At 66.4% G+C, this 26,228-nt stretch carries 30 protein-coding genes and 1 other RNA gene; 22 read left to right on the forward strand and 9 right to left on the reverse strand.

Going from position 1 to position 26,228, the window contains the following annotated elements; all coding sequences use genetic code 11:
* Both J0I42_RS15925 and J0I42_RS15930 read right to left on the reverse strand, forming a co-directional pair.
* The coding region (locus J0I42_RS15925) for an NAD(P)/FAD-dependent oxidoreductase (RefSeq protein WP_291656143.1) at nucleotides 1-1,043 on the reverse strand (1,043 nt) is incomplete at its 3' end.
* Nucleotides 1,043-2,092, reverse strand: coding sequence for a YihY/virulence factor BrkB family protein (locus J0I42_RS15930; protein ID WP_291656144.1), 1,050 nt, complete (start codon nucleotides 2,090-2,092; stop codon nucleotides 1,043-1,045). The genes J0I42_RS15925 and J0I42_RS15930, both read right to left, overlap by 1 nt.
* Before the next feature lie 180 nt (nucleotides 2,093-2,272).
* On the opposite strand from J0I42_RS15930, the gene J0I42_RS15935 reads away from it, so the two are divergent.
* Nucleotides 2,273-2,977, forward strand: coding sequence for an outer membrane protein (locus J0I42_RS15935; RefSeq protein WP_291656146.1), 705 nt, complete (start codon nucleotides 2,273-2,275; stop codon nucleotides 2,975-2,977).
* A 7-nt stretch (nucleotides 2,978-2,984) separates the two neighbouring features.
* Here J0I42_RS15935 and recR read toward each other — a convergent pair whose 3' ends face one another.
* From recR to ffs, 4 genes are all read right to left on the reverse strand, one after another.
* Complete coding sequence (gene recR / locus J0I42_RS15940; RefSeq protein ID WP_291656149.1) at nucleotides 2,985-3,590, reverse strand: recombination mediator RecR; 606 nt, start codon at nucleotides 3,588-3,590, stop codon at nucleotides 2,985-2,987.
* Between the two features lie 37 nt (nucleotides 3,591-3,627).
* Nucleotides 3,628-3,948 (reverse strand): YbaB/EbfC family nucleoid-associated protein, encoded by a 321-nt coding sequence (locus J0I42_RS15945; RefSeq protein WP_047572605.1) that lies wholly within the window; start codon nucleotides 3,946-3,948, stop codon nucleotides 3,628-3,630.
* 22 nt (nucleotides 3,949-3,970) lie between these two features.
* The gene (locus tag J0I42_RS15950) at nucleotides 3,971-5,842 is read right to left on the reverse strand and encodes a DNA polymerase III subunit gamma/tau (protein ID WP_291656153.1); all 1,872 of its coding nucleotides are present in this window, start codon (nucleotides 5,840-5,842) and stop codon (nucleotides 3,971-3,973) included.
* Nucleotides 5,843-5,929: 87 nt separating this feature from the next.
* Nucleotides 5,930-6,026, reverse strand: an RNA gene (gene ffs / locus J0I42_RS15955) — signal recognition particle sRNA small type.
* Between the two features lie 243 nt (nucleotides 6,027-6,269).
* Between ffs and rpmH the strand changes: the two genes are divergently transcribed.
* From rpmH to J0I42_RS15985, 6 genes are read left to right on the forward strand one after another with little or no spacing between them, the layout of a single operon-like run.
* Nucleotides 6,270-6,404: a 50S ribosomal protein L34 gene (gene rpmH / locus J0I42_RS15960; protein WP_038364779.1), complete on the forward strand. Its 135-nt coding sequence runs from the start codon at nucleotides 6,270-6,272 to the stop codon at nucleotides 6,402-6,404.
* A 54-nt stretch (nucleotides 6,405-6,458) separates the two neighbouring features.
* Nucleotides 6,459-6,875 carry a ribonuclease P protein component gene (gene rnpA / locus J0I42_RS15965; protein WP_291656154.1) on the forward strand — a complete coding sequence of 139 codons (417 nt, stop codon included), beginning with the start codon at nucleotides 6,459-6,461 and terminating at the stop codon, nucleotides 6,873-6,875.
* A gap of 47 nt (nucleotides 6,876-6,922) precedes the next feature.
* Nucleotides 6,923-8,782 carry a membrane protein insertase YidC gene (yidC, locus tag J0I42_RS15970; RefSeq protein WP_291656297.1) on the forward strand — a complete coding sequence of 620 codons (1,860 nt, stop codon included), beginning with the start codon at nucleotides 6,923-6,925 and terminating at the stop codon, nucleotides 8,780-8,782.
* A gap of 52 nt (nucleotides 8,783-8,834) precedes the next feature.
* The gene (locus tag J0I42_RS15975) at nucleotides 8,835-9,467 is read left to right on the forward strand and encodes a CatB-related O-acetyltransferase (protein WP_291656156.1); all 633 of its coding nucleotides are present in this window, start codon (nucleotides 8,835-8,837) and stop codon (nucleotides 9,465-9,467) included.
* Nucleotides 9,468-9,477: 10 nt separating this feature from the next.
* Nucleotides 9,478-10,143 carry a ribosome biogenesis GTP-binding protein YihA/YsxC gene (yihA, locus tag J0I42_RS15980; RefSeq protein WP_291656158.1) on the forward strand — a complete coding sequence of 222 codons (666 nt, stop codon included), beginning with the start codon at nucleotides 9,478-9,480 and terminating at the stop codon, nucleotides 10,141-10,143.
* Nucleotides 10,144-10,149: 6 nt separating this feature from the next.
* On the forward strand, nucleotides 10,150-10,536 hold the full coding sequence (locus tag J0I42_RS15985; protein ID WP_291656159.1) for a DUF423 domain-containing protein: 387 nt from the start codon (nucleotides 10,150-10,152) through the stop codon (nucleotides 10,534-10,536).
* Here the strand turns inward: J0I42_RS15985 and J0I42_RS15990 are convergent.
* Entirely contained in the window at nucleotides 10,530-10,712 is a 183-nt protein-coding gene (locus tag J0I42_RS15990) for a YegP family protein (RefSeq protein WP_291656162.1), read from the reverse strand. The genes J0I42_RS15985 and J0I42_RS15990 overlap by 7 nt on opposite strands.
* A gap of 166 nt (nucleotides 10,713-10,878) precedes the next feature.
* On the opposite strand from J0I42_RS15990, the gene argB reads away from it, so the two are divergent.
* The 7 genes from argB (at nucleotide 10,879) to hisA (ending at nucleotide 16,737) form a co-directional block, all read left to right on the forward strand.
* Entirely contained in the window at nucleotides 10,879-11,775 is an 897-nt protein-coding gene (argB, locus tag J0I42_RS15995; protein ID WP_291656163.1) for an acetylglutamate kinase, read from the forward strand.
* Nucleotides 11,776-11,985: 210 nt separating this feature from the next.
* Nucleotides 11,986-12,726, forward strand: coding sequence for a pyrimidine 5'-nucleotidase (locus tag J0I42_RS16000; RefSeq protein ID WP_291656165.1), 741 nt, complete (start codon nucleotides 11,986-11,988; stop codon nucleotides 12,724-12,726).
* 117 nt (nucleotides 12,727-12,843) lie between these two features.
* Entirely contained in the window at nucleotides 12,844-14,040 is a 1,197-nt protein-coding gene (gene metZ / locus J0I42_RS16005; RefSeq protein ID WP_291656166.1) for an O-succinylhomoserine sulfhydrylase, read from the forward strand.
* A 230-nt stretch (nucleotides 14,041-14,270) separates the two neighbouring features.
* Complete coding sequence (gene hisB / locus J0I42_RS16010; RefSeq protein WP_291656167.1) at nucleotides 14,271-14,858, forward strand: imidazoleglycerol-phosphate dehydratase HisB; 588 nt, start codon at nucleotides 14,271-14,273, stop codon at nucleotides 14,856-14,858.
* A gap of 27 nt (nucleotides 14,859-14,885) precedes the next feature.
* On the forward strand, nucleotides 14,886-15,356 hold the full coding sequence (locus J0I42_RS16015) for a DUF2628 domain-containing protein (protein ID WP_291656169.1): 471 nt from the start codon (nucleotides 14,886-14,888) through the stop codon (nucleotides 15,354-15,356).
* Complete coding sequence (gene hisH / locus J0I42_RS16020) at nucleotides 15,353-16,009, forward strand: imidazole glycerol phosphate synthase subunit HisH (RefSeq protein WP_291656171.1); 657 nt, start codon at nucleotides 15,353-15,355, stop codon at nucleotides 16,007-16,009. Before J0I42_RS16015 ends, hisH begins: the two co-directional genes overlap by 4 nt.
* Nucleotides 15,997-16,737 (forward strand): 1-(5-phosphoribosyl)-5-[(5-phosphoribosylamino)methylideneamino]imidazole-4-carboxamide isomerase, encoded by a 741-nt coding sequence (hisA, locus tag J0I42_RS16025; protein ID WP_291656298.1) that lies wholly within the window; start codon nucleotides 15,997-15,999, stop codon nucleotides 16,735-16,737. The genes hisH and hisA overlap by 13 nt, the downstream gene beginning before the upstream one ends.
* Nucleotides 16,738-16,740: 3 nt before the next feature.
* Here hisA and J0I42_RS16030 read toward each other — a convergent pair whose 3' ends face one another.
* A complete protein-coding gene (locus tag J0I42_RS16030; protein WP_291656173.1) occupies nucleotides 16,741-17,457 on the reverse strand; it encodes a carbonic anhydrase in 717 nt (238 codons plus the stop codon).
* A gap of 275 nt (nucleotides 17,458-17,732) precedes the next feature.
* Here J0I42_RS16030 and hisF point away from each other — a divergent pair, with 275 nt between their 5' ends.
* The 6 genes from hisF to J0I42_RS16060 all read left to right on the forward strand — a co-directional run bounded on the left by hisF (nucleotide 17,733) and on the right by J0I42_RS16060 (nucleotide 22,415).
* Nucleotides 17,733-18,497: an imidazole glycerol phosphate synthase subunit HisF gene (gene hisF / locus J0I42_RS16035; RefSeq protein WP_291656175.1), complete on the forward strand. Its 765-nt coding sequence runs from the start codon at nucleotides 17,733-17,735 to the stop codon at nucleotides 18,495-18,497.
* Between the two features lies 1 nt (nucleotide 18,498).
* Entirely contained in the window at nucleotides 18,499-18,819 is a 321-nt protein-coding gene (locus tag J0I42_RS16040) for a phosphoribosyl-ATP diphosphatase (protein ID WP_291656177.1), read from the forward strand.
* A gap of 81 nt (nucleotides 18,820-18,900) precedes the next feature.
* Entirely contained in the window at nucleotides 18,901-19,875 is a 975-nt protein-coding gene (gene coaA, locus J0I42_RS16045; protein WP_291656299.1) for a type I pantothenate kinase, read from the forward strand.
* A gap of 162 nt (nucleotides 19,876-20,037) precedes the next feature.
* Nucleotides 20,038-20,484 carry a YqaA family protein gene (locus tag J0I42_RS16050; protein WP_291656179.1) on the forward strand — a complete coding sequence of 149 codons (447 nt, stop codon included), beginning with the start codon at nucleotides 20,038-20,040 and terminating at the stop codon, nucleotides 20,482-20,484.
* Between the two features lie 118 nt (nucleotides 20,485-20,602).
* A complete protein-coding gene (locus tag J0I42_RS16055; protein WP_291656181.1) occupies nucleotides 20,603-20,953 on the forward strand; it encodes a RidA family protein in 351 nt (116 codons plus the stop codon).
* Nucleotides 20,954-21,107: 154 nt separating this feature from the next.
* Nucleotides 21,108-22,415 (forward strand): tetratricopeptide repeat protein, encoded by a 1,308-nt coding sequence (locus J0I42_RS16060; RefSeq protein ID WP_291656184.1) that lies wholly within the window; start codon nucleotides 21,108-21,110, stop codon nucleotides 22,413-22,415.
* Nucleotides 22,416-22,433: 18 nt separating this feature from the next.
* Here the strand turns inward: J0I42_RS16060 and J0I42_RS16065 are convergent, their stop codons facing one another.
* On the reverse strand, nucleotides 22,434-23,582 hold the full coding sequence (locus J0I42_RS16065; protein WP_291656186.1) for an aminotransferase: 1,149 nt from the start codon (nucleotides 23,580-23,582) through the stop codon (nucleotides 22,434-22,436).
* A gap of 346 nt (nucleotides 23,583-23,928) precedes the next feature.
* On the opposite strand from J0I42_RS16065, the gene J0I42_RS16070 reads away from it, so the two are divergent.
* Nucleotides 23,929-25,410 carry a cobyric acid synthase gene (locus J0I42_RS16070; RefSeq protein WP_291656188.1) on the forward strand — a complete coding sequence of 494 codons (1,482 nt, stop codon included), beginning with the start codon at nucleotides 23,929-23,931 and terminating at the stop codon, nucleotides 25,408-25,410.
* Nucleotides 25,411-25,583: 173 nt separating this feature from the next.
* The gene (locus J0I42_RS16075) at nucleotides 25,584-26,180 is read left to right on the forward strand and encodes a TetR/AcrR family transcriptional regulator (RefSeq protein WP_291656190.1); all 597 of its coding nucleotides are present in this window, start codon (nucleotides 25,584-25,586) and stop codon (nucleotides 26,178-26,180) included.
* Nucleotides 26,181-26,228: the final 48 nt, after the last annotated feature.

Consider the following 26,228-nt stretch of genomic DNA (forward strand, 5'->3'; position numbering starts at 1 on the left):
AAGGCGCCGGACCAGGCATGGTCGAGATCGAGACTCGCCTGCGGGTTCAGGGCGTGCAAGCGCGCCTGCAGGGCCTCGGTTTTCGCGGGACCGAGCGCCTCGCGCCGGTCGGGATCGTCGAAATCCTCGTCCTCGCCGCCGAAGACGATGCGGCCATCCGTGGTCGTCCGGCAATAGCAGTAGTCCTCAGACGCCTCCCAGACGAGCGCGTGACCGGGCCAGAGCGCTTGCGGCGCTTGCGGGACCGTCGCGATCGCCCAGCTCGACGCGACGCGGTGCAGGTCGTCGCTGACGATGTCCGGCATGACATAGCCGGTGGCAAGCACGACATGGCCGGCCTCGATCACCCGTCCGCTTGCGAGGGTAACGGCGGCCGAGCGGCCGGCCCCGTCGAAAGCGACCGCCTCGTCGCGGATCAAGCGCGCGCCGCGCGTCACGGACACCGCGAGGAGCCCATGGCAGAGGCTGAGCGGGTCGGCCTCGGCCGAGCCAGGCGAGACGATGGCCGCCGCCCGGTCGAAGCCGAAGGCCTCGCGCAGGGCGGCATGCTCGACGAAGCTGCCGGGGAGCCCAGCCCGTTCGCGCAAGGCTGCCTCCTCCAGAAGCTCGCGCGGGCCGCTTTCGCCTGCGGCGATATAGACGGTCTGGCGGGGTGCGAAGCCGCAAGGCAGGGCGAGATCGCCGACGAGCCTGCGCAGGCCCTCGACCGCCTGGAAGCTCAAGCGGTAAACTTCGGCCGCAGCGGCAAAGCCATAGAACGCCGCGAGCTGGGACAGCCTGAGATCGATTTCCCATTGCAGCATCGCGGTCGAGGCCGCCGTGCTGCCAAAGCCCTCGCGCTCCCGATCGATCAGCACGACATCGCGGCCCATCGCCGTCAGGTGCTCAGCAACGAGTGCGCCGGTGATGCCACCACCGACGATCGCAACGTCGCAGCGCGTGTCGACTTCGAGTTCCCGCCCCATCGGGCGCTGCGGAAGCGGACGCCACGGTCCCTTTCCGGTGCGCAGATCGTCCTGGCGCGTGTCGCGCGGATCCAGCATCACTCTGCCCTTGCCGGACCGATCCGGTCCGCCATCGTGGCGCCACGCTGGCCGAGCGGCCTCGGCCGCCCGGTCGTAGTGTCATGCGCCGTCTGGTGCTCCAGCTCAGCGTTGAGCTCGGCCCCGGCCAGCACGATCGTCGCCGAGAGCCAGAGCCAGGTCATGAACACCACGACCGTCGCGAGCGAGCCGTAGGCCGCCGTGTAGTTGCCGAGCGTCGAGACATACCAGGAGAAGGCATAGGAAGCTGCGCCCCAGAGAAGGGCCGCGGCGATGGCGCCGGGCATGACCCAGATGAAGCGTACGCGCTCGCGGCTCGGGCCGATCCAGTAGAGAACCGCGATCGAGAGCGTCGCCATGACGAAGAAGGACGGCCATCGGACCAGCCGGATCAGGCGCTCCAGCTCGGAATGGAAGGGAAACAGCGCGGTCACCACCGGCAGGCTGGCGATGGCGATCAAGGCAGCGGTGAGCAGGACGACGCCGCTGACGGTGGTGAGCAGCGAGATCGCGTTGAGCTTGAGGAAGCTGCGCTTCTCGGCCTCGCGATAGATGATGTTGAGCGCGTCGAACAGCGCCTTCACCGCCGCATTGGCCGACCAGGTCGCAACGCCCAGGCTGATCCAGAAGGTCAGGGACAGGCTGAAGCCGGACTGGCTGGAAAGCCGCATCGCCTGCTCGTGGATGAGCTCGCGCGCGGCCTGCGGGAACATGGTCGTGACCGCATCGAGCTGCCCGGCGATGGTCGCAGGGTCGGTGAAATAACGGTAGATCGTGACCAGCAGGGACAGGGCTGGTACGAGCGAGAGGAGGGTGTAGAAAGCGACCGCACCGGCAAGCGAGGTCAGGCGGTTCTCGGCGACATTGCCGATGAAACGCAGCAGCACGTCCTTCCAGCCCAGCCAGGTCATCTGCAGCGGCGTCTTCGCCAACCGGCCGCGCACCGCCTCCTCGCGACGACGCCCGAACTTGTCGGACAGCACTCCCGACAGATAGCCGAGCGCGACCCCGATCCCGGCCGCGCCCGTGATCCGTTTGAGGAAAGCCATATCCGGATTCACGCTCCGCCGGTTGTTGCCATCGCAGCTTGAGGGCAACCGGCGTCATCCGCAATCGTTCCGGCCCCGCCTCGCCCACGAGGCAACTTAGCCGATTGTTAACCTTAATGCTTCGTTATGACGGGGCGCAGCCGCGAGCGGCAGGCGCGGTCCCATCCTGCGGAAAGCCCGATGACGAAGCTGTTCAGAACCGGCCTGACGGGCCTCGCGATCCTGCTGTCGGGTGCAGCCGGAGCGGCCGACCTGCACAAGGTCGCCTTGCCGCCGGCGCCCGAGCTGCCCACGCTCTATTCCTGGACGGGCTTCTATGCCGGCCTGCAAGGCGGCTATGCCTGGGGCAGCAACAAGGTGCGGATCGACACCGCCGGCGGAGGCTTCGCCCCGATCAGCTTCCGTGCCGGCGAGGATACGGCATTCGGCGGCGCCCATGGCGGCTTCAACTATCAGCTCGGCGGGGTAGTGCTGGGCATCGAGGGCGATGTCGAAGCGCTGAACAGCCGCAGCCGCTTCGACGGGATCGGCCTCTCCGCCCGCGTTAGCCAGGATTGGCAGGGCTCTGCGCGGGCGCGTCTCGGCCTCGCCTTCGACCGGCTGATGGTCTACGGCACCGGCGGCGTCTCCTTCACCGAATACGAGCGACGCGTCTTCACGGCCGGCGGCGGCTTCGGCGAGCGGCTGACCAGCGCGCGGACCGGCTGGAATCTCGGCGCGGGCGTCAATTTCGCCTTCACCGACAACCTGATCCTCGGCGCCGAATATCGCTACACCGATTTCGGGCGGAACCGCTTCGCCAGCTCCGGCGCCTTCCCGGGCCTCACCGGCTCGCAGGAACTGTCCAGCCACAGCGCCCGCGCCAGCGTCGCCTACAAGTTCTGAGGCTTCCTCAGAACCCCGTGCGCTGGCGGATGGCGGCGGCCAGCGTGCCGTCGTCGAGATAGTCGAGCTCACCGCCGACCGGCACGCCATGGGCGAGCTTGGTCACCTTCACAGGCAGATGCGCCATGAGGTCGGTGATGAAATGCGCCGTGGTCTGGCCGTCGACCGTGGCGTTAAGCGCGAGGATGACCTCCTTCACCACCGGATCGGAAGCGCGCGCCACCAGCGCGTCGAGCGAAAGATGCTCGGGGCGCACGCCGTCGAGCGCCGAGAGCACGCCGCCCAGCACATGATAGCGGCCGGAAACGGCGCCCGAACGCTCCAGCGCCCAGAGATCGGAGATATCGGCGACGACGACGATGAGGGAATCGTCACGACGCGGATCGATACAGAGGCCGCAGGGGTCGCGGGTGTCGACATTGCCGCAGCGGGCGCAGACGACGATGCGCTCGCGCGCTACCGCCATCGCCTCCGAGAGCGGGCCGAGCAGCTGCTCGCGCTTCTTCACCAGATGCAGCGCCGCACGCCGGGCCGAGCGTGGCCCGAGCCCCGGCAGCTTGGCCAGGAGCTGGATCAGCCTTTCGATCTCGGGACCGGCAATGGCGCGGGACATCACGCTACCCCGTCATTCCGGGCGGCTCGCGCCATACTCAAAACAGCTTCATGCCCGGCGGGATCGGCAGGCCCTTGGTGATTTCGGCCATGCGCTCCTGCATGACGCGCTCGCCGCGGGTGCGGGCGTCGTTGGCGGCGGCGACGATCAGGTCCTCGAGGATCTCGCGCTCGTCCGGCACCATCAGGCTGGGATCGATCTTCACGCCCTTGAGCGCGCCCTTGGCCGTCATCGTCACCGTGACCATGCCGCCGCCGGCGCCGCCCTCGACCTCGATATTGTCGAGCTCGGCCTGCATGTCGGCCATCTTCTGCTGCATCTGCTGCGCCTGCTTCATCAGGCCCATCATGTCACGCACGGGAAAATCCTCCTCAGGATCGTCAGAAATCGATGCCGTCGAAATCCGGCTCGGAATCGTCGAACAGGGGTTCGGCATCGGGCAGGTATTCGTCTTCAGCCGGTACGGAAGCCGCCATTTCGGCGGCCGCGATGGCGCGAGGGTCGCGGACATCGACGATGCGCGCGCCGGGGAAGCGCTCCAGCACAGCCTTGACCGACGGGTGGGCCGCGGCGTCGCTCTCGCGCTGGTCCTTCGCGGCCGCCGCCTGCTCCCGCATGGTGGCGCCGCCCTCCTCGTTGACGACGGCGACCATCCAGGTCTGGCCGGTCCATTCCTTGAGGCGGCGGGAGAGGTCCTGCGCGAGAGTGCGCGAGGCGCCCTCGGCCAACGAGAATTCGATGCGGCCGGCCTCGAAACGGACGAGCCGGATATCGCGCTCCAGCGCGATCTTGAGCGTGATGTCGCGATGCTGCGAGGCGAGTGCGACGACATCCTCCAGCGAGGCGACGATCGCCATGGGTGCCGCGGCTGCGCGGGCGACCGGGGCGGGCGCCGGGTTGGCGCTGGCGAGGATCGGGCGGGCGGCGAGCGCGGTGTTGCCGCCGCCGGAGGGCGGGCGCGGCATCCCCATCCCATTGCCACCGCCATTGCCGGCGGGGGCAGAACCCATGCCGTCGCGCAGCATCTTGAGCGCTTCGTCCGGCGTCGGCAGGTCGGCGGCATGGGCGAGGCGGACGAGGACCATGTCGGCGGCCATGACCGGCCGGTCGGCCTGCTTCACCTCGGCAATGCCCTTGAGCAGCATCTGCCAGGTGCGGGCGAGGATGCGGACCGAAAGGCGCTGGGCGAAATCGCCGCCGCGCACCCGCTCGGCCTGGGCGAGACTGTTGTCCTTCACCGCCTCGGGCACGAGCTTGAGGCGCGTCACCAGATGGGTGAACTCCGCGAGGTCGTTCAGCACCACGACCGGATCGGCGCCGGCATCGTATTGCGCCCGCAATTCGCCGAGTGCAGCGGCGATGTCGCCCTTCATCACCGCTTCGAAGAGATCGATGACGCGGGCCCTGTCGGCGAGGCCGAGCATCGAGCGGATATCGTCGAGCGTGATGCGGCCGGCCGCATGCGCGATGGCCTGGTCGAGGATCGAGAGAGAATCGCGCACCGAGCCCTCGGCGGCGCGGGCGATCGCCGCGAGCGCCTCCTGCTCGGCATCGACGCTTTCGGCCCGGCAGATATTGGCGAGGTGATCGACCAGCATGTCGGATTCGACGCGGCGCAGGTCGAAGCGCTGGCAGCGCGACAGCACCGTGATCGGAACCTTGCGGATTTCCGTCGTCGCGAAGATGAACTTCGCATGCGGCGGCGGCTCCTCCAGCGTCTTCAGGAACGCGTTGAAGGCGCCGGTCGAGAGCATGTGCACCTCGTCGACGATATAGACCTTGTAGCGCGCCGAGACCGGCGCATAGCGCACGGCGTCGTTGATCTGGCGGATATTGTCGACGCTGTTGTTCGAGGCCGCGTCGATCTCCATCACGTCGATATGGCGCCCCTCGATGATCTCGCGGCAATGGATGCCGAATTCGCGCAGATCCGTGGTCGGGCTGCCCTGCCCGTCCGGCGTCTGGAAGTTCAGCGCGCGCGCCAGAATGCGGGCGGTCGTGGTCTTGCCGACACCGCGGACGCCGGTCAGCATCCAGGCCTGCGGGATGCGGCCGGCCGCGAAGGCGTTGGTCAGCGTGCGCACCATCGCTTCCTGGCCGATCAGGTCGCCGAAATGCGCCGGGCGATATTTTCGTGCGAGCACGCGATAGGGCGCGGGCGCCCCCGTGGCGGCGGCTTGCGGCGCTGGCACCGGATCGAAACCGGCAAATCCCGGTTCGTCAGCAGAGGCGGCGTCGATCTGGTCGGTCATGCGGACTGGTTTCGCCAATCGGGAGGCGAGGGTCAATGGCGCCGCGCCGGTCCCAGGCTTTGGTCCGGCGCTTTATCGGGCGCATGAGGTGGGAGGCTGGACGAAGACCCGTTCGGTCTCGTTAGGGCTGCTTCCTTCCGGACCTGACCCGGTTGGCGAGTGAGACGTCCCTCGCCAACCTCCCGCCCGCTATATCGGGGATGTCCGCGTGAATCGCAAGCTGGCATCGCAGGAGCCGCGAAGCTTCGTCGCAGCGGGCGTCAAATCTGCCAGTTTGGCGTTGACTTGGTGTCGTCCATCCGTCATAAGCCCGCGACCTGCGCAGCCGAAAGGCGGCGCCGACCCTTATCGCATGACAGGCTCGGTTGGCCATGCTTTCCCCGGAAAGCCGCGGCCGTCGTGCTCATAAAGGCCCCGGAGACGGACCGTGAAGAGAACCTATCAACCCAGCAAGCTGGTTCGCAAGCGCCGCCACGGCTATCGCGCCCGCATGGCGACCAAGGGTGGCCGCAAGGTCATCGCCGCTCGCCGCGCCCACGGCCGCAAGCGCCTGTCGGCCTGACGAGCCCTGGCGCGTGACGACAGCGCGCCGGTTTCGGAAGACAGGCCAACCGCCATGCGCCTCGCCCGTCTGACGCAACGCAAAGAATTTCTGGCGGCGGCCGAACACGGCCGCCGTTTTCGTTCGTCCGCCTTCATGGCGCAGGTGCGCGATGCCGCGCCAGACGAAGTCCGCAAGGACGGCGAACCCGTGGCTTTGAGGCTCGGCCTCACCGCTTCGCGCAAGACCGGCAACGCCGTGAAGCGCAACCGCATCCGCCGCCGCCTGCGCGAGGCGGCCAAGCAGGCGCTCGCCAGCCAGACAGAACGCCCCTGCGACCTCGTGATCGTCGCGCGCTCCGAGGTGCTGACCGCGCGATTTAAGACGCTCGTCGCCGATCTTTCGATTGCCATCGACCGGGCAAAGCCTCACAAGCCGCATGCCGACCGGCGCCGCCCGCACCCCAAGCGCGGCACGCCGGCGCAAGCCTGACCCCGCCAGCGCCTTACCGGACCAAGCGAGATCCGTTTCCGACCATGATGAAAGAAGACAACCGCAATCTGCTTCTCGCGATCGTCATGTCCGTGGTCGTGCTGCTCGGCTGGCAGTTCTTCTACGGCGTGCCGCAGATGGAAAAGCAGAAGCAGGCCGCGCAGCAGGCCCAGAGCCAGCAGGCGCCCGGCACGTCCGGCTCCGCTCCGGCACCTTCCACGCCCGGCCAGCCTACAGGCTCCGCCGCCCCAGGCACCACAGCCCCGCAGCAGATCGGCACCCGCGAGCAGGCGCTGGCGGCGAGCCCCCGCGTCAAGATCGACACGCCCAAGATCGCCGGCTCGCTCTCGCTGACCGGTGCGCGCATCGACGACGTCTCGCTCAAGGCCTATCGCGAGACCGTGGACCCGAAGAGCGCGAACATCGTCCTGCTTTCGCCGGTCGGCGGCCCGAACGCCTACTATTCCGATTTCGGCTGGGTCGCAGCGCCCGGAACCGCCGTTTCTCTGCCGAACGCGACGACGGTCTGGACCGCCGACAGCCAGACACTGACCCCAGCCAAGCCGGTGACGCTGAGCTGGGACAACGGCCAGGGCCTGACCTTCAAGCGCATCGTCAGCGTCGACGACAACGCGATGTTCACGATCCGCGACGAGGTCGAGAACAAGGGCTCTACCGCCGTCACCCTGTTCCCCTATGGCCAGATCGTCCGCCAGGGCAAGCCGACGACACTCGGCTACTACGTGCTGCATGAGGGCCTTGTCGGCAATCTCGGCGAACAGGGCCTGCAGGAATACACCTACGACAAGCTCGACAAGGAGCCGCTGCTCTCGCCTGGCACCACCGGCAAGTCCTGGAAGGACGCGGTCGGCGGCTTCGTCGGGATCACCGACAAGTACTGGGCCGCCGCGGTCATCCCCGACCAGCAGCGCAAGTACGAAGGCCGCTACTCCGCCGTGCAGACAGGAACCGGCCATACCTACCAGGCCGATTTCCTCGGCGAGAGCGTTGCGGTCGCACCGGGCGCCACCGCCTCCTCGAACGCCCGCATGTTCGCCGGTGCCAAGGAAGTCGCGGCCATTGACGGCTATGAGAAGAACCTCGGCATCAAGCGCTTCGAGCTCCTGATCGACTGGGGCTGGTTCTATTTCATCACCAAGCCGCTCTTTTTCGTGCTCGACTGGATCTACAAGCACATCGGCAATTTCGGTGTCGCGATCCTGATCGTCACCGTCCTGCTCAAGACCCTGTTCTTCCCGCTCGCCAACAAATCCTACGCCTCGATGGCGAAGATGAAGGCGCTGCAGCCGGAAATGACCGCGATCCGCGAGCGTTATGCCGACGACAAGATGAAGCAGCAGCAGGCTCTGATGGAGCTGTACAAGACGCAGAAGATCAACCCGGTGGCCGGCTGCTGGCCGGTGCTGCTGCAGATCCCGGTGTTCTTCGCGCTCTACAAGATCCTGTTCATCACCATCGAGATGCGGCACGCGCCGTTCTTCGGCTGGATCCACGACCTCGCGGCGCCCGACCCGACGAACCTGTTCAACCTGTTCGGCGCGCTGCCCTTCACGCCTCCCGCCATGCTGCATCTCGGCCTATGGCCGATCATCATGGGCATCACGATGTTCATCCAGATGAAGATGAACCCGGAGCCGCCGGATCCGGTGCAGAAGATGATGTTCACCTGGATGCCGGTGTTCTTCACCTTCCTGCTCGGCTCGTTCCCGGCCGGCCTGGTGATCTACTGGAGCTGGAACAACCTGCTCTCGGTGATCCAGCAGGGCTACATCATGCGCAAGAACGGGGTGAAGATCGAACTCTTCGACAACCTCAAGGGCATGTTCGGCAAGAAGCCGGCAGCCGCAGGCGGCGCGCCCAACCCCGCCAACAGCAACAAGAAGTGAGTGATCGAAGGGCGGGGTTTCCCGCCCTTCGCTTTTGAAGGCCTCCGCCCCGATGCCATTGCCCGATCCGAGCACGCGCCATCCGATCCCCGGCTGGAAGGGCACGGCCTTCCTGAAGACGGTGGTCGACCATCCGCTGATCGAAATCGGCGACTACAGCTACTATGACGACTCGCGCGGGCCGGAGCATTTCGTCGCCCGCTGCGTGCGCTATCATTTCGACTTCATCGGCGACCGCCTGATCATCGGGAAGTTCGTCGCGATCGCGCAAGCGGCGCAGTTCATCATGAACGGCGCCAACCACCCGATCGGCGGCTTCTCGACCTTCCCCTTCCAGATGTTCGGCCTCGGCGATCCCGAGAGCCTGAAGCGGCCCGGCCCGAACAATCGCGGCGACACGGTGATCGGCAACGATGTCTGGATCGGGCGCGAGGCGGTGATCATGCCGGGCGTGACGATCGGCGACGGCGCGATCATCGGCACCCGGGCACAGGTGACCAGGGACGTCCCGGCCTACGCGGTGGTCGCCGGCAATCCCGGCCGGATCGTCAAGATGCGCTTTCCGTGCGATATCGTCGCGGAGTTGCTGGCGATCCGCTGGTGGGACTGGGATGCCGACAGAATCGCGCGCCATATCGACGCGATTCAGGGCGCCGATATCGACGCGCTGCGCAGGGCCGTGTAGGCAAGGCATCATGACCACATCGACGACAAAGCCCTATGACGCCGAGGAGATCGAGGCGGCCCGCAAGCTCTTCGAGGGCCCGTGGGATTTCGTCTGGGCCTCGACCAAGATCGACGATCTGCCGCCGATGCGCGGTCAGGAGATCGCCTTCGCCGGGCGGTCGAATGTCGGCAAGTCCAGCCTGATCAACGCGCTGACGCGGCGCAACTCCCTGGCCCGCACCTCGCATACGCCCGGCCGGACCCAGCAGCTCAACTTCTTCCGACAGGTCGACCATGACGAGCGCCTGACCATCGTCGACATGCCGGGCTACGGCTATGCCGCCGTCGGCAAGGAGAAGGTCGCGGCCTGGACCCGGCTGATCCATGACTATCTGCGCGGACGCTCCAACCTGATGCGCGTCTATGTACTGATCGACGCCCGCCACGGCATCAAGGACGTCGACGGCGCCGTGCTGGAAACGCTCGACAAGGCCGCCGTGTCCTATCAGGTCGTGCTGACCAAGGGCGATGCGTTGAAGAAGGCCGACCAGCAGTTCATGACCGAGGCGACCTATGACGAGATCAAGCGCCGCCCGGCCGCCTTTCCCGAAGTGCTGCTGACCTCCAGCGAGACCGGGCTGGGAATCCCGGAATTCCGCGCCGCGATCGGCCGCGTGCTGGCGGAGCACGGCTGAGCCCGCATGACCGCGACCCGCCTGCATCTGGCCCTTGCCGCGCTGATGGGCTTCGCCGGCGTCGCCTTGCTGGCGGCCGCGGCCCATGTCGCCGCCGATCCCGGCCATGTCCAGATCGCCGGGCAGATGCTGCTGTTCCATGCCTCGGTCGTTATCGGCGCGACGGCGGCGCGACGGGGCGGCCATCTCCACGACCTGCTGGCGCGGGTCGCGCTCTCGGCGATCATCGTCGGCGCGTGCCTGTTCTCGGCCGATCTCGCCCGGCGCGGTTTTGGCGGCACGGCGCTCTTTCCCCGCGCGGCACCGACCGGCGGCTGGTTCATGCTCCTTGGCTGGCTCGGGTTGGCTGTAGCCGCGGTTCTGTCAAAGCCCCCCGCGGATCGAGCCTATTGAGGCATGCAGGTCATGCCATTGCGCTGCGCATTGGCGATGCAGTTTGCCTTGCTGGCATAACCCTCCGTTGAGGCCCCAACGATACGCCCGTTCGAGGCGATCCGGCGCCATCGCCATTCGTTACCGGACGGATATATTTCCCACCTGTCCCCGCTCCGGTCGGTGCAACTGCTCATTGGATCTCTCCCTGTCTGCGAATCGACGTCTCCGCAACCAGTTAACGTGTATTTCCAATTTTACGCAATCTATGGTTGTGTTTTTGCAGCCATTCTTCCGCAGCCACGCAAGTTCGGGTAGAAGCGCGGCCGCCCCTTTCCCTGCGGCCGCGCGGAGCCTGCCCGAATGACCGACCATCCCAACCTGACGCCGTCGCAATCCGCCGAACTCCTGGTGCAGGCACTGCCGCATATGCAGCGCTACGACCAGGAAATCATCGTCATCAAATACGGCGGCAACGCCATGGGCGACGCGGCCACCGCCGAGGATTTCGCCGAGGATATCGTGCTGCTCGAGCAGTCCGGCCTGAAGCCGGTGGTCTGCCATGGAGGTGGCCCGCAGATCGCAGCGATGCTCAAGAAGCTCGGCATCCAGTCCGAGTTCAAGCAGGGCCTGCGCGTCACCGACGAGGCAACTGTCGAGGTCGTCGAGATGGTTCTGGCCGGCTCGGTCAACAAGGAGATCGTCGGCTACATCACCCGCGAGGGCGGGCGCGCCATCGGGCTCTGCGGCAAGGATGGCAACATGGTCACCGCGCGCAAGGTGACGCGCACCGTGGTCGATCCCGATTCCAAGATCGAGGAAATCCTCGATCTCGGCTTTGTCGGCGAGCCCGAGAAGGTGAACACGACCGTGCTCGACGCGGTGCTGAAGGCGGAACTGATCCCGGTTCTGGCCCCAGTCTGCGCCGCCGCGGACGGCCAGACCTACAATGTCAACGCCGATACCTTCGCCGGCGCCATCGCCGGTGCGCTCAACGCCAAGCGCCTGCTGCTGCTGACCGACGTGCCCGGCGTGCTGAACAAGGACAAGCAGCTCATCCCCGAGCTGACGGTCGAGGAATGCCGACACCTGATCGCCGACGGCACGATCTCCGGCGGCATGATCCCGAAGATCGAAACCTGCATCTACGCGCTGGAAAAGGGTGTCGAGGCCGTCGTCATCCTCGATGGCAAGGTGCCGCATGCGGCGCTGATCGAGCTCTTCACCGATACCGGCGCCGGCACGATCATCCGGCGCTGAAGCACACGCGCTCAATCATCCCGGGTGACTGAAAGGGCACCCGGAATCCATGCCAGAACCTTGATCGCAGGGCTCCGAAATGGATACTCGATCGGCGTCGCTGACGCCGCTTGTCCGGAATGACGGCGGTGAAGGTTTCAAGAGCTGCGCGATTAAGCACCCACCAAGGACTTGCGGCGCAGACTTCGGCTCGCCACATCTCAGAGTCCCATGAAAACACTCGCAGACACACCGGCCGCGCCACCACTCCTGACGACAGATGCCTTCGCGCATGTCGACCACTGGATCTTCGATCTCGACAACACACTCTACTCGCATGAGAGCCGTGTCTGGCCGCAGGTCAACGAGCGGATCACGCTGTTCCTGCAGGAATTGTTCGGGCTCGACGGCCTGTCCTCGCATGCGCTGCGGCAATATTACTATCACCGCTACGGCACGACGCTGAAGGGGCTGATGGAGGAGCATCGGATCGATCCCGACCAGTTCCTCGATTTCGCCCATGATATCGACCTGACGCTGCTCGAGCCGGATCCGAACCTCGGGGCGGCGCTGGCGGCCCTGCCCGGCCGCAAGCTTATCCTGACCAATGGCTCGGTCGGTCATGCCAGGAATGTCGCCGGCAAACTCGGCATCCTCGACCAGTTCGAGGATATCTTCGATATCGTCCATGCCGGCTTCCTGCCGAAGCCTGAACGCGCGACCTACGAGAATTTCCTCGCCAAGCACTCCGTCGACCCCGGACGCGCCGCGATGTTCGAGGATATCGAGAAGAACCTCATCGTGCCGAGCGATCTCGGCATGAAGACCGTGCTGATCGTGCCCAAGACGCCCGACCCTTTCCGCGAGGACTGGGAGCAGGTCGCGAGCGATGCCGGCCATGTCCATCACGTCACCGCCGACCTCACCGGCTTCCTGACGCCGCTCGGTCGCTCGGACGAACGCCAGGCCTGAGCGGGAGAGCTTTTCTTCCACCCGCCTTCCTTGGAAAAGGAAATTCCGTTCTTCTTTACGAACCTCTTGGGAGCTGATACTGCTCTTGTCCGTTATAAAGAACGGATCGAGAGTTCCATGCCGGCACCGGACAACGCCGCAGCCAAGCTGCATCCCGAGACCCGCCTCGTCCATGACGGCATCCAGCGCTCGCAGTTCGGCGAGACCTCAGAGGCGCTGTTCCTGACACAGGGCCATGTCTACGACAGCGCCGCACAGGCCGAGGGCCGCTTCCTGAACACCGATCCCGGTTTCCAGTACGGCCGGCTCGGCAATCCCACGACGGCGATGCTGGAGGAGCGCATGGCCTCCTTCGAGGGTGCCGAGGCCTGCCGCGCCACCGCGACCGGCATGGCGGCCGTCACCGCTGCGATGATGGCCCCGGTGCGGGCCGGCGACCATGTCGTGGCGGCGCGCGCGCTGTTCGGCTCCTGTCGCTACATCATCGAGGACCATCTGCCGCGCTACGGCGTCGAGACGACGCTGGTCGAAGGCACCGACCTCGATGCCTGGCGCCGGGCGATCCGGCCCAACACCAAGCTGTTCTTCCTGGAATCGCCGTCGAACCCGACACTCGAAGTGCTCGACATCGCGGCCATCGCGGCCATCGCGAAGGAGGCCGGCGCAAAACTCGTCGTCGACAATGTCTTCGCCACACCGCTCTACCAGCGCCCCCTCGAGCTCGGCGCCGATATCGTCGTCTATTCCGCGACCAAGCATATCGACGGCCAGGGCCGCTGCCTCGGCGGGCTGATCCTCGGCTCGAAGGCGCTGATCGAGGCCGATATCCAGAATTTCCTGCGCCAGACCGGCCCGGTGCTCTCGCCGTTCAACGCCTGGGTGATGCTGAAGGCGCTGGAGACGCTGCCTTTGCGCGTCGGCAGGCAGGCCGAGAACGCGACCAAGGTCGCCGACTGGCTGGCCGCGCAGAGCAAGCCGACCAAGGTGATCTTCCCCGGCCACAAGAACCACCCGCAGGCCGAGATCATCAAGCGCCAGATGAGTGGCCCCTCGACCATGATCGCCTTCGAGGTGCCCGGCGGCAAGACAGGCGCCTATCGCCTGCTCGATGCCTGCAAACTGATCCGGATCTCGAACAATCTCGGCGACGCCAAGAGCCTGATCGTCCATCCGGCGACGACGACGCATCAGCGCTTCACCCCGGAAGTGCGCGCCGCGATGGGGGTCAGCGATGGGCTGATCCGCCTCTCGATCGGGCTCGAGCACCATGACGACCTGATCGCCGACCTGGAGCAGGCGCTGGCGAAGGTTTGAGGGCTTTTCCGCACGAACCTCCACCGTCATCCCGGGCGGAGCGAAGCGGAGACCCGGGATCCATTCCGGAGCGCTACCGATAGAGGTTCAGGCATGGGTCCCGGATCGGCGCCGCTTCGCGGCTTGTCCGGGATGACGGCGGCGGGTTTGAACAAGGTCGCCCCTGTGGCCATCGCCGCCAGCCCCTGCTAAAGCGGGGCCGTTTCCCGCTAAAGGCTTGAGAGGCCAGCATGCGTTCGGGCGAAGTGAAGCGCCGCACCAACGAGACCGATATCGCGGTCTCGCTCCTGATCGACGGCACCGGCAAGGCCGATATCGCCACCGGCGTCGGCTTCTTCGACCATATGCTCGACCTCTTCGCCCGCCATTCGCTGATCGATCTCACGGTCAAAGTGAAGGGCGACACGCATATCGACGACCACCATTCCGTCGAGGATGCCGGCATCGCCATGGGCGAAGCCCTGAAGCAGGCGCTCGGCACGAAGAAGGGCATCCGCCGCTATGCCGATGTGCACCTGCCGATGGACGAGACGCTGACCCGCGTCGCCGTCGATGTCTCCGGCCGCCCGTTCCTGGTCTTCCGCACCGAGTTCAAGACGCAGAAGATCGGCACCTTCGATACCGAGCTGGTGCGCGAGTTCTTCCAGGCCTTCGCGATCAATGCCGGCATCACGCTGCATGTCGAGACGCTCTACGGCGACAACGCCCACCATATCGCCGAAAGCTGCTTCAAGGGGCTGGCGCGGGCGCTGCGTCAGGCGCTGAACGTCGATCCGCGCGAGGGCGACCGCGTGCCCTCGACCAAGGGCGCCTTGTAGGAGGTCTCGATGGCATTCTACACCGTCATGACGCCGCCGCCCGACGGCGGCGACCGGCGCGAGGAGATCGAGCAGGCACGCCTCATCCCCGAGAGCTTCGCCTTGGGTGCCTTCCTGCTCACAGGGCTATGGCTTCTGGGCAAGCGGCTGTGGCTGGCCACCCTGATCTTGATGCTGGCCTGGATCGCCATCTTCTATGTCCAAACCCGCTTAGGCCTGCATCCGACCGCGCTCGGACTGATCTACTGGTCGATCGCGCTGTTCCTGGGCATCGAGGGGAACAACCTCGTCGTCCGCAAGCTTGCCCGCAAGGGCTGGCGGCTCGCCGATGTCGTCGAGGCCCGCAGCCTGCCCGAGGCCGAGCGCCGCTATTTCGAGCGGGCGCTGGCCGGAGAAACGACGATGCCACGCGCCGAAGCTGCTCCGCCCGCAGCGGCGGTGCGGCCAAGCGGCCCGCTGCCGATCATCGGGCTGTTTCCGGAGGCCCGGGGACGATGAGCCAGAGCGTCGCGATCATCGATTACGGCTCGGGCAACCTGCACTCGGCCGCGAAAGCTTTCGAGCGGGCTGCGGCGGAAGCCGGCATTCGCTCGACCATTCATGTCACCAGCGACACCGACGTGGTGCGCGCGGCCGATCGCATCGTGCTGCCGGGTGTCGGCGCCTTCGCCGATTGCCGGCGCGGGCTCGATGCGGTGCCGGGCATGGTCGAGACGCTGGAAGAGATCGTGCGGGGCAAGGGCCGTCCCTTCCTCGGCATCTGCGTCGGCATGCAGCTCCTCGCCTCGCGCGGGCTGGAATACACGATCACACAGGGCCTAGGCTGGATTCCCGGCGACGTCACGCTGATCAAGCCGAAGGACGAGGCCCTCAAGATCCCGCATATGGGCTGGAATACCCTGCACAAGCAGGACGAGCATCCGCTGCTCGACGGCATCGAGACCGGCCCGCAAGGGCTGCACGCCTATTTCGTCCATTCCTATGCACTCGCGGCCGAGCGCTCGCAGGACGTGCTGGCCCTGACCGACCATGGCGGGCCTGTGACGGCGATGGTCGCGCATGGCAATGTCGCCGGCACGCAATTCCACCCCGAGAAGAGCCAGAAGCTGGGGCTGAAGCTCATCACGAATTTCCTGAGCTGGGCACCATGATCCTCTTTCCCGCAATCGACCTGAAGGAAGGCCGCTGCGTCCGCCTCAAGCAGGGCGACATGGCACAGGCCACGATCTTCAACGACGATCCGGCCGCGCAGGCCGCCGATTTCGAGGTCCAGGGCTTCCAGTGGCTGCATGTCGTCGATCTCGACGGCGCCTTCGCCGGCAAGCCGATGAACGCGGCCGCGGTCGAGGCGATCCTGCAGCGCGTGGCGTTTCCGGTCCAGCTCGGCGGCGGCATCCGCGACATGAAGACGGTCGCCGGCTGGCTGGAAAAGGGTATCCGCCGCGTCATCATCGGGACGGCAGCTGTGCGCGATCCCGGCTTCGTGCGCGAGGCGGTGAAGGCTTTTCCGGGCCAGGTTGCGGTCGGCATCGACGCGCGCGACGGCTTTGTGGCCGTGGAAGGCTGGGCCGAGACCTCTTCGCTCGCAGCGGCCGATCTCGGCAAGCGCTTCGAGGATGCCGGGGTTGCTGCGATCATCTACACGGACATCGCCCGCGACGGCATGCTCCAGGGCATCAACTGGGAAGGCACGATCGCGCTGGCGCAAGCCGTCTCGATCCCGGTGATCGCCTCGGGCGGGCTGGCCTCGATGGCCGATATCGAGCGGCTCTGCAACGACGACGCCGCAATCCTCGAGGGCGCGATCACCGGCCGGGCACTCTATGACGGGCGTATCGATCCCACGGCCGCCCTGAAGCGGCTGGCGCGGGCGGCCTGAGCCTCAGATCAGCTTCACCTTGCCGGTCGCGAGATCGTAGACTCCGCCGGCAATCGTCAGCTTCTTCTCCGCGACGCGTTGGGCGATGATCGGCCCTGCCGTCTTCAGGCGTTCGACGTTGAGCAGGACATTCGCCTCCGTCGCTTCCGCGAGCAGGTCGGCGGCGCCGGCTTTCTGTACCGCCTCGACAGCCGGGCGGATCGCGCTGACCAGCGCCGGGAGGTGGCCAGGAAGCTGCGTTCCATTCTTGACGACATCGATGGTGGAGGCGATCGCACCGCAACGCGTATGCCCGAGCACCATGATCAGCGGCGATTGCAGGATGGCGGCACCGAATTCGAGGCTGGCGAGCCCATCCTCGTTGACGAAATTCCCGGCGACCCGGACGACGAACAGGTCGCCTGCGCTCTGGTCGAAGGCGAGCTCAGGCGCGACACGGGAATCGGCACAGCTCACGATCGAGGCGAAGGGATGCTGGGAACGTGCGCGCGCCGCACGGCCCGCGGAGAAATCACGCCGCCGCGGCTTGTTGGCGACATAACGGGCATTGCCCGCCATCAGGCGCTTGAGCGCCTCGTCCCCCGTCACCACAGTTCCGGTCCGGGCATCCGCCGGCGAGGCAAGCCCGGCCGCGCCAGCAGCAAAGCCAACACCGGCGGTCAGAAAGAAGCGGCGCGACAGGCCGGCCCGTCGGGCATCAGAAATGCAACGTTCGCACATGACAGCTCCCCCGCATCAGGACGGGAGGTTTCCCGTCGCTGGTCGCGCTAAACCTACCGATAATTCGTGAACAAGCGCTGCATCGCTCGCCGTGAATATTCCGGCCCGTGCGAATCTCGGACCGCAGTCTGCGCGAGGATCGTCGCGCCCCGCAGATTCATCGATGCAATAGCCATGGAACTCCCCTCCTCGGACTGCTATCAGTCCCCGCCAGCAGAGCCGGGCTGCCGCTGGCGATTGGTCGGCCCTGCGCCCCGCAGACAGCGATGCCGCCGATGACCCTGAAGACCCGCATCATCCCCTGCCTCGACGTCAAGGACGGCCGCGTCGTCAAGGGCGTGAAGTTCCTCGACCTCGTCGATGCCGGCGACCCCGTCGAGGCGGCCAAGGCCTATGATGCGGCCGGGGCCGACGAGCTCTGCTTTCTCGACATCACCGCGAGCCACGAGGCGCGCGGCATCCTGCTCGACGTGGTCACCCGCACGGCCGAAGCCTGCTTCATGCCGCTCACCGTCGGCGGCGGGGTGCGCAAGGTCGAGGATATCCGCGCGCTGCTACTTGCCGGCGCCGACAAGGTCTCAATCAACACGGCCGCCGTGACCAACCGCCAGTTCGTCAAGGAAGCGGCCGAGAAATTCGGCGACCAATGCGTCGTCGTCGCGATCGACGCCAAGCAGGTGACTCCCGGCCGCTGGGAGATCTTCACGCATGGCGGGCGCAATGCCACCGGGATCGAGGCCGTCGCCTTCGCGCGCGAGGTCGTCTCGCTCGGCGCCGGCGAATTGCTGGTCACCTCGATGGATCGCGATGGCACCAAGGTCGGTTACGATCTCGGCCTGACGCGCGCGATCGCGGATGCGGTCTCTGTCCCGGTCATCGCCTCGGGCGGCGTCGGCGATCTCGACGATCTTGTCGCGGGCGTCGCGCAGGGCCATGCCTCGGCCGTGCTCGCTGCCTCGATCTTCCATTTCGGCACCTACACGATCGGCCAGGCCAAGGCACATATGGCGCAAGCCGGGCTCAGGATGAGGCTGGACTGAGATGGCCGGATTCACCCTCTCCGATCTCGAGGCCCGCGTAGCCGAGCGCGCCGCCGCCTCACCCGAGGAATCCTGGACGGCGAAGCTCTTGGCCGCCGGTCCCGAACGCGCCGCCAAGAAATTTGGCGAAGAGGCGGTCGAGGCCGTGATCGCAGCCGTGAAGGGCGATCGCGCCGAACTGATCGCCGAGAGCGCCGACGTGCTCTATCATCTTTTGGTTGTGCTTCGGGCGCGCAATGTTGCATTGCAAGACGTCTTGAGCCAGCTTGAGGCCCGCACGGCCCGCTCCGGGCTGGCGGAAAAGGCGTCCAGACCCCGGTAGCTTGCCGGCGGAGTTGCGTGAGGACGGACCCGGCAGGATGACCCTCCCTTGAACCTCGAAGCCTGGATTGCGGGTCGCGTCATGGACCAGCGCCTGATCTCCACTCCCCCGGATCGCGACCTCGTCTCGCCCTATCGCGCCTTCTCACGGGATGAATGGGCGCATCTGCGCGCCGATGCGCCCCTTACGCTTTCGGTCGACGACCTCGCCAAGCTGCAATCGCTCAACGACCCGATCTCGCTCGACGAGATCGTCGCGATCTACCTGCCGCTGTCGCGCCTGCTCTCGCTCTATGTCGCGGCAACACAGGGGCTGTTCAAGGCGACGCAGCGCTTCCTGATGGCCGAGTCCGAGCCCAAGGTGCCCTATATCATCGGCGTCGCCGGCTCGGTCGCGGTCGGCAAGTCGACCACCGCGCGCGTGCTCAAGGCGCTTCTTTCGCGCTGGCCGAACACGCCGAAGGTCGAGCTCGTCACCACCGACGGCTTCCTGCTGCCCAATGCCGAGCTGGAGCGGCGCGGGCTGATGGGACGCAAAGGCTTCCCGGAAAGCTATGACGGGGCCGCCATCCTGCGCTTCCTCTCCGACGTCAAGGCCGGCAAGCCGCGGGTGACCGCGCCGGTCTATTCGCACCTCGTCTACGATGTCGTGCCCGGCGAGACGGTGACCGTCGAGCGGCCGGACATCCTGATCCTCGAAGGACTCAACGTCCTCCAGCCGAGCCGGATGCCGAAGGACGGCACGGTGATCCCCTTCGTCTCCGATTATTTCGACTTCTCGGTCTATCTCGATGCCGACGAGAACGACCTGCATCGCTGGTACGTCAACCGCTTCATGACCCTGCGACAGACGGCCTTCCGCGATCCGCGCTCGTTCTTCCGGAAGTATGCGGAAATCGGTGAGGAGGAAGCGCTCGCGATCGCCGAGAAGCTGTGGACCGGCATCAACCTGCCGAACCTGCAGGACAACATCCTGCCGACGCGCCAGCGCGCCAGCCTGATTCTGACCAAGGGCGCGAGCCACCGCATCCAGCAGGTCGCCTTGCGCCGGCTGTGATGTCGCTTCGCGTCTTCCGCCCCGTCATCGCGCGCGCAGAGAAGCAGTCCAGGGGAACCGGGCCGAACCCGTCTACGCCACGGCCTCGGAATGGCTTCGTCGCCACGCTCCGCGCCATGACACTTTTTCGTCACAAGGCAGATCTCTCGGACGGCTGACGCCATGGAAGCCCTCGCATCGCTCGGTGGCATGGCAGCCGCCGCCTTCGTCGCGGCGACGCTGCTGCCGGCGCAGTCGGAGGCCGTCTTCGTCGGGCTGCTGGCAGCCGGACACGTCGATCCGGTCGCGCTGTTCTTGACCGCGAGCATCGCGAACACGGCCGGCTCGATCCTCAACTGGTGGCTCGGCCGATTGATCGCACGCCATGGCGTCGACAGGCTGCCGACCCGTCTGCGGCCCGATCCGAAACGCATTGTCCAGGCACAGGCTCTCTTCGCGCGTTTCGGCTGGCCGTCCCTGCTGCTGGCCTGGCTGCCCATCGTCGGCGATCCGCTGACTTTCGTCGCGGGCACGCTGAACTACCCGTTCCTCCGCTTCACCCTTCTCGTCCTGATCGGCAAGGCCGGGCGCTATGCGGCACTCTGGGCCGGCTGGGCTAGCCTCGCCTGACTATCGTGGCTTCGCCCGAGGGCTTCTGCGAAAACTTCCCTATGGTCACGCGCATACCATTTGCGAAACCGGCCGGGCCGGGCTACCAGCGAAGACGTCCGTCCAAGGAGATTTGACTATGAGCATTCAGCGTATCGGCGTCGGCCCGCGCATGTCCAAGGCCGTCGTGCACGGCAACACCGTCTATCTGGCCGGCCAGGTCGCGGACAAGGCGGCCGGCAAGAGCGTCGGCGAGCAGACCGCCGACATCCTCGGCATCATCGACGGCCTCCTGGCCGAAGCCGGCACCGACAAGTCGAAGCTGCTGATGGTCAACATCTGGCTTTCCGACATCTCGACCTTCGCCGAGATGAACGCCGTCTGGGACAAGTGGGTCGTTGCCGGCGCCACGCCGGGCCGCGCCACGGTCGAGGCCAAGCTGGCCGCGCCGCAGTTCACCGTCGAGATCGCGGTCATCGCGGCCAAGTAAGCCGTTCCGGATCGTCGCGCTTCCACACGGGCGCGCGACGATCCGCGACACCGGACCGGAGCGGGAGGCGACCATCAGCCAGACCGACCAGATCGCTCCGCTCCTGGCGCGCGTCGCCGGGCGCCGTGGCATCGCGCCACTGGCGCTGGCGGCAATGATCGGGGATTGGCTGCGTCGTCCCGGTTCCGCCCCGCCGGGCGAAAACCTGCTGGATCGCAAAGCCCTCGATTTCCTAGCGCTGGCCAAGCGTCTCACTGCGCCATTGGGCGATACGGAGATCCAGCGGCTGCGCGGCGAAGCGGCGGATGCCATTGCTGCCGGCCGTTTCGCCGACGCCGACAAGAACCTCGCCCAAGCCGAATTGCACGCCATCGGCGGCTCCACCGACCTTTCCGCGCTCCCGCTCGAACGGCGGCTGCTGATCGGCGAGAACCGCGCCGACCGCGCCGCGTTGAGCTTCCTGCGCACGACCTCCGAGGCCTATCGCGAAGCCGCCGCGCGCTATGGCGAAGCGTCCGCCTTGATCGGCCTCGCCGAGGTCGACCGCAGCCGCGATACCGCGCTCGAGCAGGCGAAGGTGCTCGCCCGGATCAGCGAGGATTTCGGCGGCCGCGAAGGCTATGATGGCTCGATCGCCGCCCTGCGCCGGTTGCTCGAAGGGCTCGACAGTCTCGCCGATACCATCGCCTTCGCCGGGGCCCAGGAGGCGCTGGCCGCCACGCTCGACAAACTCGCAGCCATCAGTGGCGATGTCAGGCTGCTCGACGAAGCCCTCGCCCATTGCCGGGCCGGGCTGGAGGATCTGCGCCATGACGAGGCGCCCGCTCTCTGGCGCGCCCTGAAGCTGCGCTTCGGCAAGCTCGCGGTGAACCTCGGCGTTTCGCACAAGGACGACAATCTGCTGGAGGAAGCCGTCGCGACCTACGCTACCGCGCTCGCCGTCTGGAAGCGCAGCGACGACGAAGCACGCTGGCTCGAAGCCGAGTACATGATCTCCCGCGCCCGGGCCACACTCGGCCGCCGCCGCAGCGACCTGTCCCTGCTCGAGCGCGCCTTCAACGGCCTCAACCGCGTCGCCCAGGCAACCGATCGCGGCCACGATCCCATGCGCTGGGCCGGACTTCAGGATCAGATGGGCGGTGTGCTGGCGGCGATGGGCGAACGCTACAGCGAATCCGTCGTGATCGAGGAGGCGATCGCCGCCTTCGCGGCGGCGTTGGAGGAGTATCGCAAAGAGCGCACACCGCTGCTCTGGGCGCAGACATCAGCCAACCAGGCCGAAGCCATGCTACAGCTCGCCCGGCGCAACAAGGACAAGGTCCTGGCGCAGCAGGCGCTCACCCAGTTGATGGGTGCGACCGAGACCGCTCTCCAGGCGGCCAATGGCGGTGCAGTCGCCACCGACCTGCAGAAGCGGCTGGCAGCCGCCGGCACGACCGCCGCCAAGCTGATCGCCGGCTGAAGCCTCCGGCCCCGAGCCTCAGCGCGGACGCCGCGACGCCAGCCGTTCCAGCGCCGCGTCGAGGGTCGTGTCGCGCTTGGCGAAGCAGAAGCGGACGACGTTCCTGACCGCACCCTCGGCATAGAAGGCGCTCACGGGGATCGCGGCGACGCCGCCTTCGGTCACCAGCCTCCGGCAGAAATCGACGTCGTCGCTTTCGCCGAGCGGGGCAATGTCGACATTGAGGAAATAGGTGCCGGCGCTCGGCAGCACCGCGAAGCCGAGATCGCGCAAGCCGGCCGCGAAGCGGTCGCGCGAGCGCTGGAAATCGGTGCGCATGCCCTCGAAATAGCCGTCCTCCTTGCCGAGGCCATAGGCCACCGCGGCCTGCAGGTTCGGCGGCGTGGTGAAGGTGAGAAACTGATGCGCCTTGGACAGAACGCGCATGATTGCGGGTGCGGCCATGACAAGCCCGACCTTCCAGCCGGTCAGCGAGAAGATCTTGCCGGCCGAGGAAATCTTGACGGTGCGCTCGCGCATGTCCGGACGCCCGAGCACCGAGGCATGACGGTGCCCGTCGAAGACGACATGCTCCCAGACTTCGTCGCAGATCGCGATCGCATCGTGGCGGACGCAGAAATCGGCAAGCAGGTCGAGATCTGCCTTGCAGAAGATCGTCGCGGTCGGGTTCAGCGGATTGTTGAACAGCACGACCCTCGTCTTCGGCGAGAAGGCTTTTGCCAGCGCCTCCTCGGTCAGACCGAAATGCGGCGGGGTCAGCGTCACGAATTTCGGGATGCCGCCGGCACGCCGCACCAGCGGCAGATAGGCGTCGTACATCGGCTCGAACAGCACGACCTCGTCGCCGGGCGTGATCAGGGCCATCAGCGCGCCGGCAATGGCCTCTGTCGCGCCCGAGGTCACCATGACCTCGGTTCCCGGGTCGAGATCGAGACCCTGCCAATGCCGGTAATGTTTCGCCGCCGCCTCGCGCAACTCCGGCAGGCCCATCATCGGCGGATACTGGTTCCAGCCGTCGACCACCGCCTCGGCCGCCTTTCGGCGGACATCGAGCGGACCGGGGTCGTCAGGAAAGCCCTGCCCGAGATTGACCGCGCCGGTCTCCCGGGCGAGCTGCGACATCACCTCGAAAACGGTGGTGGGGAGGGCGGAGAGGATCGGATTCATCGCGGTCGGATCGGCTCGGCAAAGGCGGGAGCCGTGGCTTTAGCATGCCGGGCCTGCCTGCGCACCCAATGGAAAAGCGATCTGGCCGGGTGACAGAAAATAGCGAATGATGAATGTTGACATTCGTCAGCGTTCAGTATCTATTGAGTCGCAGCCGGCCTTCGGCGGACGCCTGTTGCGACTTCGCCCCTTTGGCGCAGCAGGATGCCGCAGAAGGCCGGCGAACCTTGTCAGGATGGTGCAAACCATCTCCCGGCATGCGAGCTCCGCGCCAAGCTCTTCCCGTGCCCTTGCCTGAAGATTGCCGGCGGTTTCCGCACCGATGCGAACTGCGCTAAGCAGGCGCATGGCCCGCCCCCCCGTTCCCGCGATCATGATCCTCGGCACCGGCTCCAATGTCGGCAAGTCGCTGATCGTCGCCGGCTTGTGCCGGCTGTTCGCGAATCGCGGCCTGAAGGTGCGTCCGTTCAAGCCGCAGAACATGTCGAACAATGCAGCGGCGACCCAAGCCGGTGAGATCGGCCGCGCGCAGGCCCTTCAGGCCCGCGCTGCCCGTATTGCTCCCCATCCCGACATGAATCCGGTTCTGCTCAAGCCCGAAGGCGAGCAGGGCAGCCAGATCATCCTGCAAGGCCGCGTCGCCGGCCGGCTCGCCTCGCGCGATTTCGCCCGGCGCGGGGATTTCATGCCGCAAGTGCTCGACAGCTTCGAACGCCTGAGCGCGGGCGCCGATCTCATGATCGTCGAGGGCGCGGGATCACCGGCCGAGACGAACCTGCGCGCCCGCGACATCGCCAATCTTGGCTTCGCGCGTGCCGCCGACGTCCCGGCTGTCCTGATCGGCGACATCGACCGTGGCGGCGTGATCGCAAGCCTGGTTGGCACGCATGCGGTGCTCGACGCGGAAGACCGCACGATGATCCGCGCCTTCGCGGTCAATCGGTTCCGGGGCGCGGTTGAATTGTTCGCGCCCGGCGTCGCGACGATCTCGGAGGCCACCGGCTGGCCCTGCCTGGGCGTCGTGCCATGGTTTGCCGATGCCGTGCGCCTGCCGGCCGAGGACGGACTCGACATCCACTCTGGGCGGAAAGCCGGCGCCCGGATCAGGATCGCCGTGCCGGTGCTGCCGGGCATCGCCAATTTCGACGACCTCGATCCACTCAAGCTGGAAGGCGATGTCGACCTTGCCATGATCGGGCCGGGGCAGCCGCTGCCGGGCGATGCCGACCTCATCATCCTGCCGGGCTCCAAGACGACATTGCGGGACCTTACCGCGCTGCGCCGGGAGGGCTGGGACATCGACATCCTCGCCCATCGCCGCAGGGGCGGGCACGTCCTCGGGCTCTGCGGCGGCTACCAGATGCTCGGACACGTGGTGCGCGACCCGCTCGGGCTGGAGGGACCGCCGGGAGAGGCGCCGGGCCTCGGCCTGCTCGACGTCGAGACGACGCTCGACGCTGACAAGACTGTCCGCGAAGTTGATTTCATCGATACCGGAAGCAGCGCTCGAGGCCGGGCCTACGAGATCCATCTCGGCCGGACGGAGGGCACCGACACGACCCGGGCGCCTTTCCGGGTCGTGGGGCGGACCGAGGGCGCAGCGAGCCCGGACGGGCGGGTCGCTGGCAGCTATCTGCATGGCATCTTTGCTTCGGACGCGGTGCGCGGCGCCTGGCTCAAGGCTATCGATGGCGAGAGGCGCGTGTCTCACCTGCTTTACGAGGATGCCGTCGACGAAACGCTGGATGCACTTGCAGCGCATCTGGGCGAACATTTCGATACCGAAACCCTGCTCGACCTCGCCCGGACGCGCATTTCCATGAGGTAGGCGATTTCGGGAACTTCGACCGCGCCTGCGGCTTTCCCACTAGAGAATCGCGGGAGGTTTGATGCACATCAAGGCAAAAGTCTTTATTCGCCATTATGTTGACGAATGATGAAATTCGTCATAACAACCAATTCTTCACCGCTTCCGTTTGAAACAACCCAGCCGGCGACGCCGTGAGCAACCCCGAACGCGATACCAGGCAGATCATCGTCGACACCGCCGAGCGCTTCTTCCGCGATATCGGGTACCAGAAGACGACCGTAGCGGACATCGCCAAATCCTTGCGGATGAGTCCCGCCAACGTCTATCGCTTCTTCGATTCGAAGAAGTCGATCAACGAGGCCGTACTCGAGCGCTACAAGCGCGAGCAGGAAGAGGCGATCGCGAAGATCGCCGATGAAGATCGGCCGGCCGCCGAGCGGCTGCGCGACATCCTTGCTGCCTCCTACCGCCTGAACGCGGCCCGCTTCGCCGGCCACGCCCGGATGCAGGAAATGGTCTGCGCCGCGATGGAGGAAAGCTGGGACGCGATCATCGCCCATATCGAGCGCTTCGACATGGTGCTGCGCCGGGTCGTCGCCGACGGCATCGAGCGCGGCGAGTTCCGGCCGATGGAGCCGGCCCATGCCACGGGCTGCATCCGCACGGCGATGATCCGCTTCATGCATCCGCTGCTGATCACGCAATGCGAATGCATTCCGGGCCCCACGCCGGACGAGATGATCGCCTTCGTCCTCAGCGCGCTGGAAGCAAAACCCCAGGCTCGCTAGGTTTCTTGGCTCGAAATGCCCCGGGGCGATCCTGACCCGACGCGTTGA

Origin of the sequence: Allobosea sp. (genome assembly GCF_017308015.1) — a bacterium.
In the GTDB taxonomy this organism is placed as follows: Bacteria; Pseudomonadota; Alphaproteobacteria; order Rhizobiales; family Beijerinckiaceae; genus Allobosea.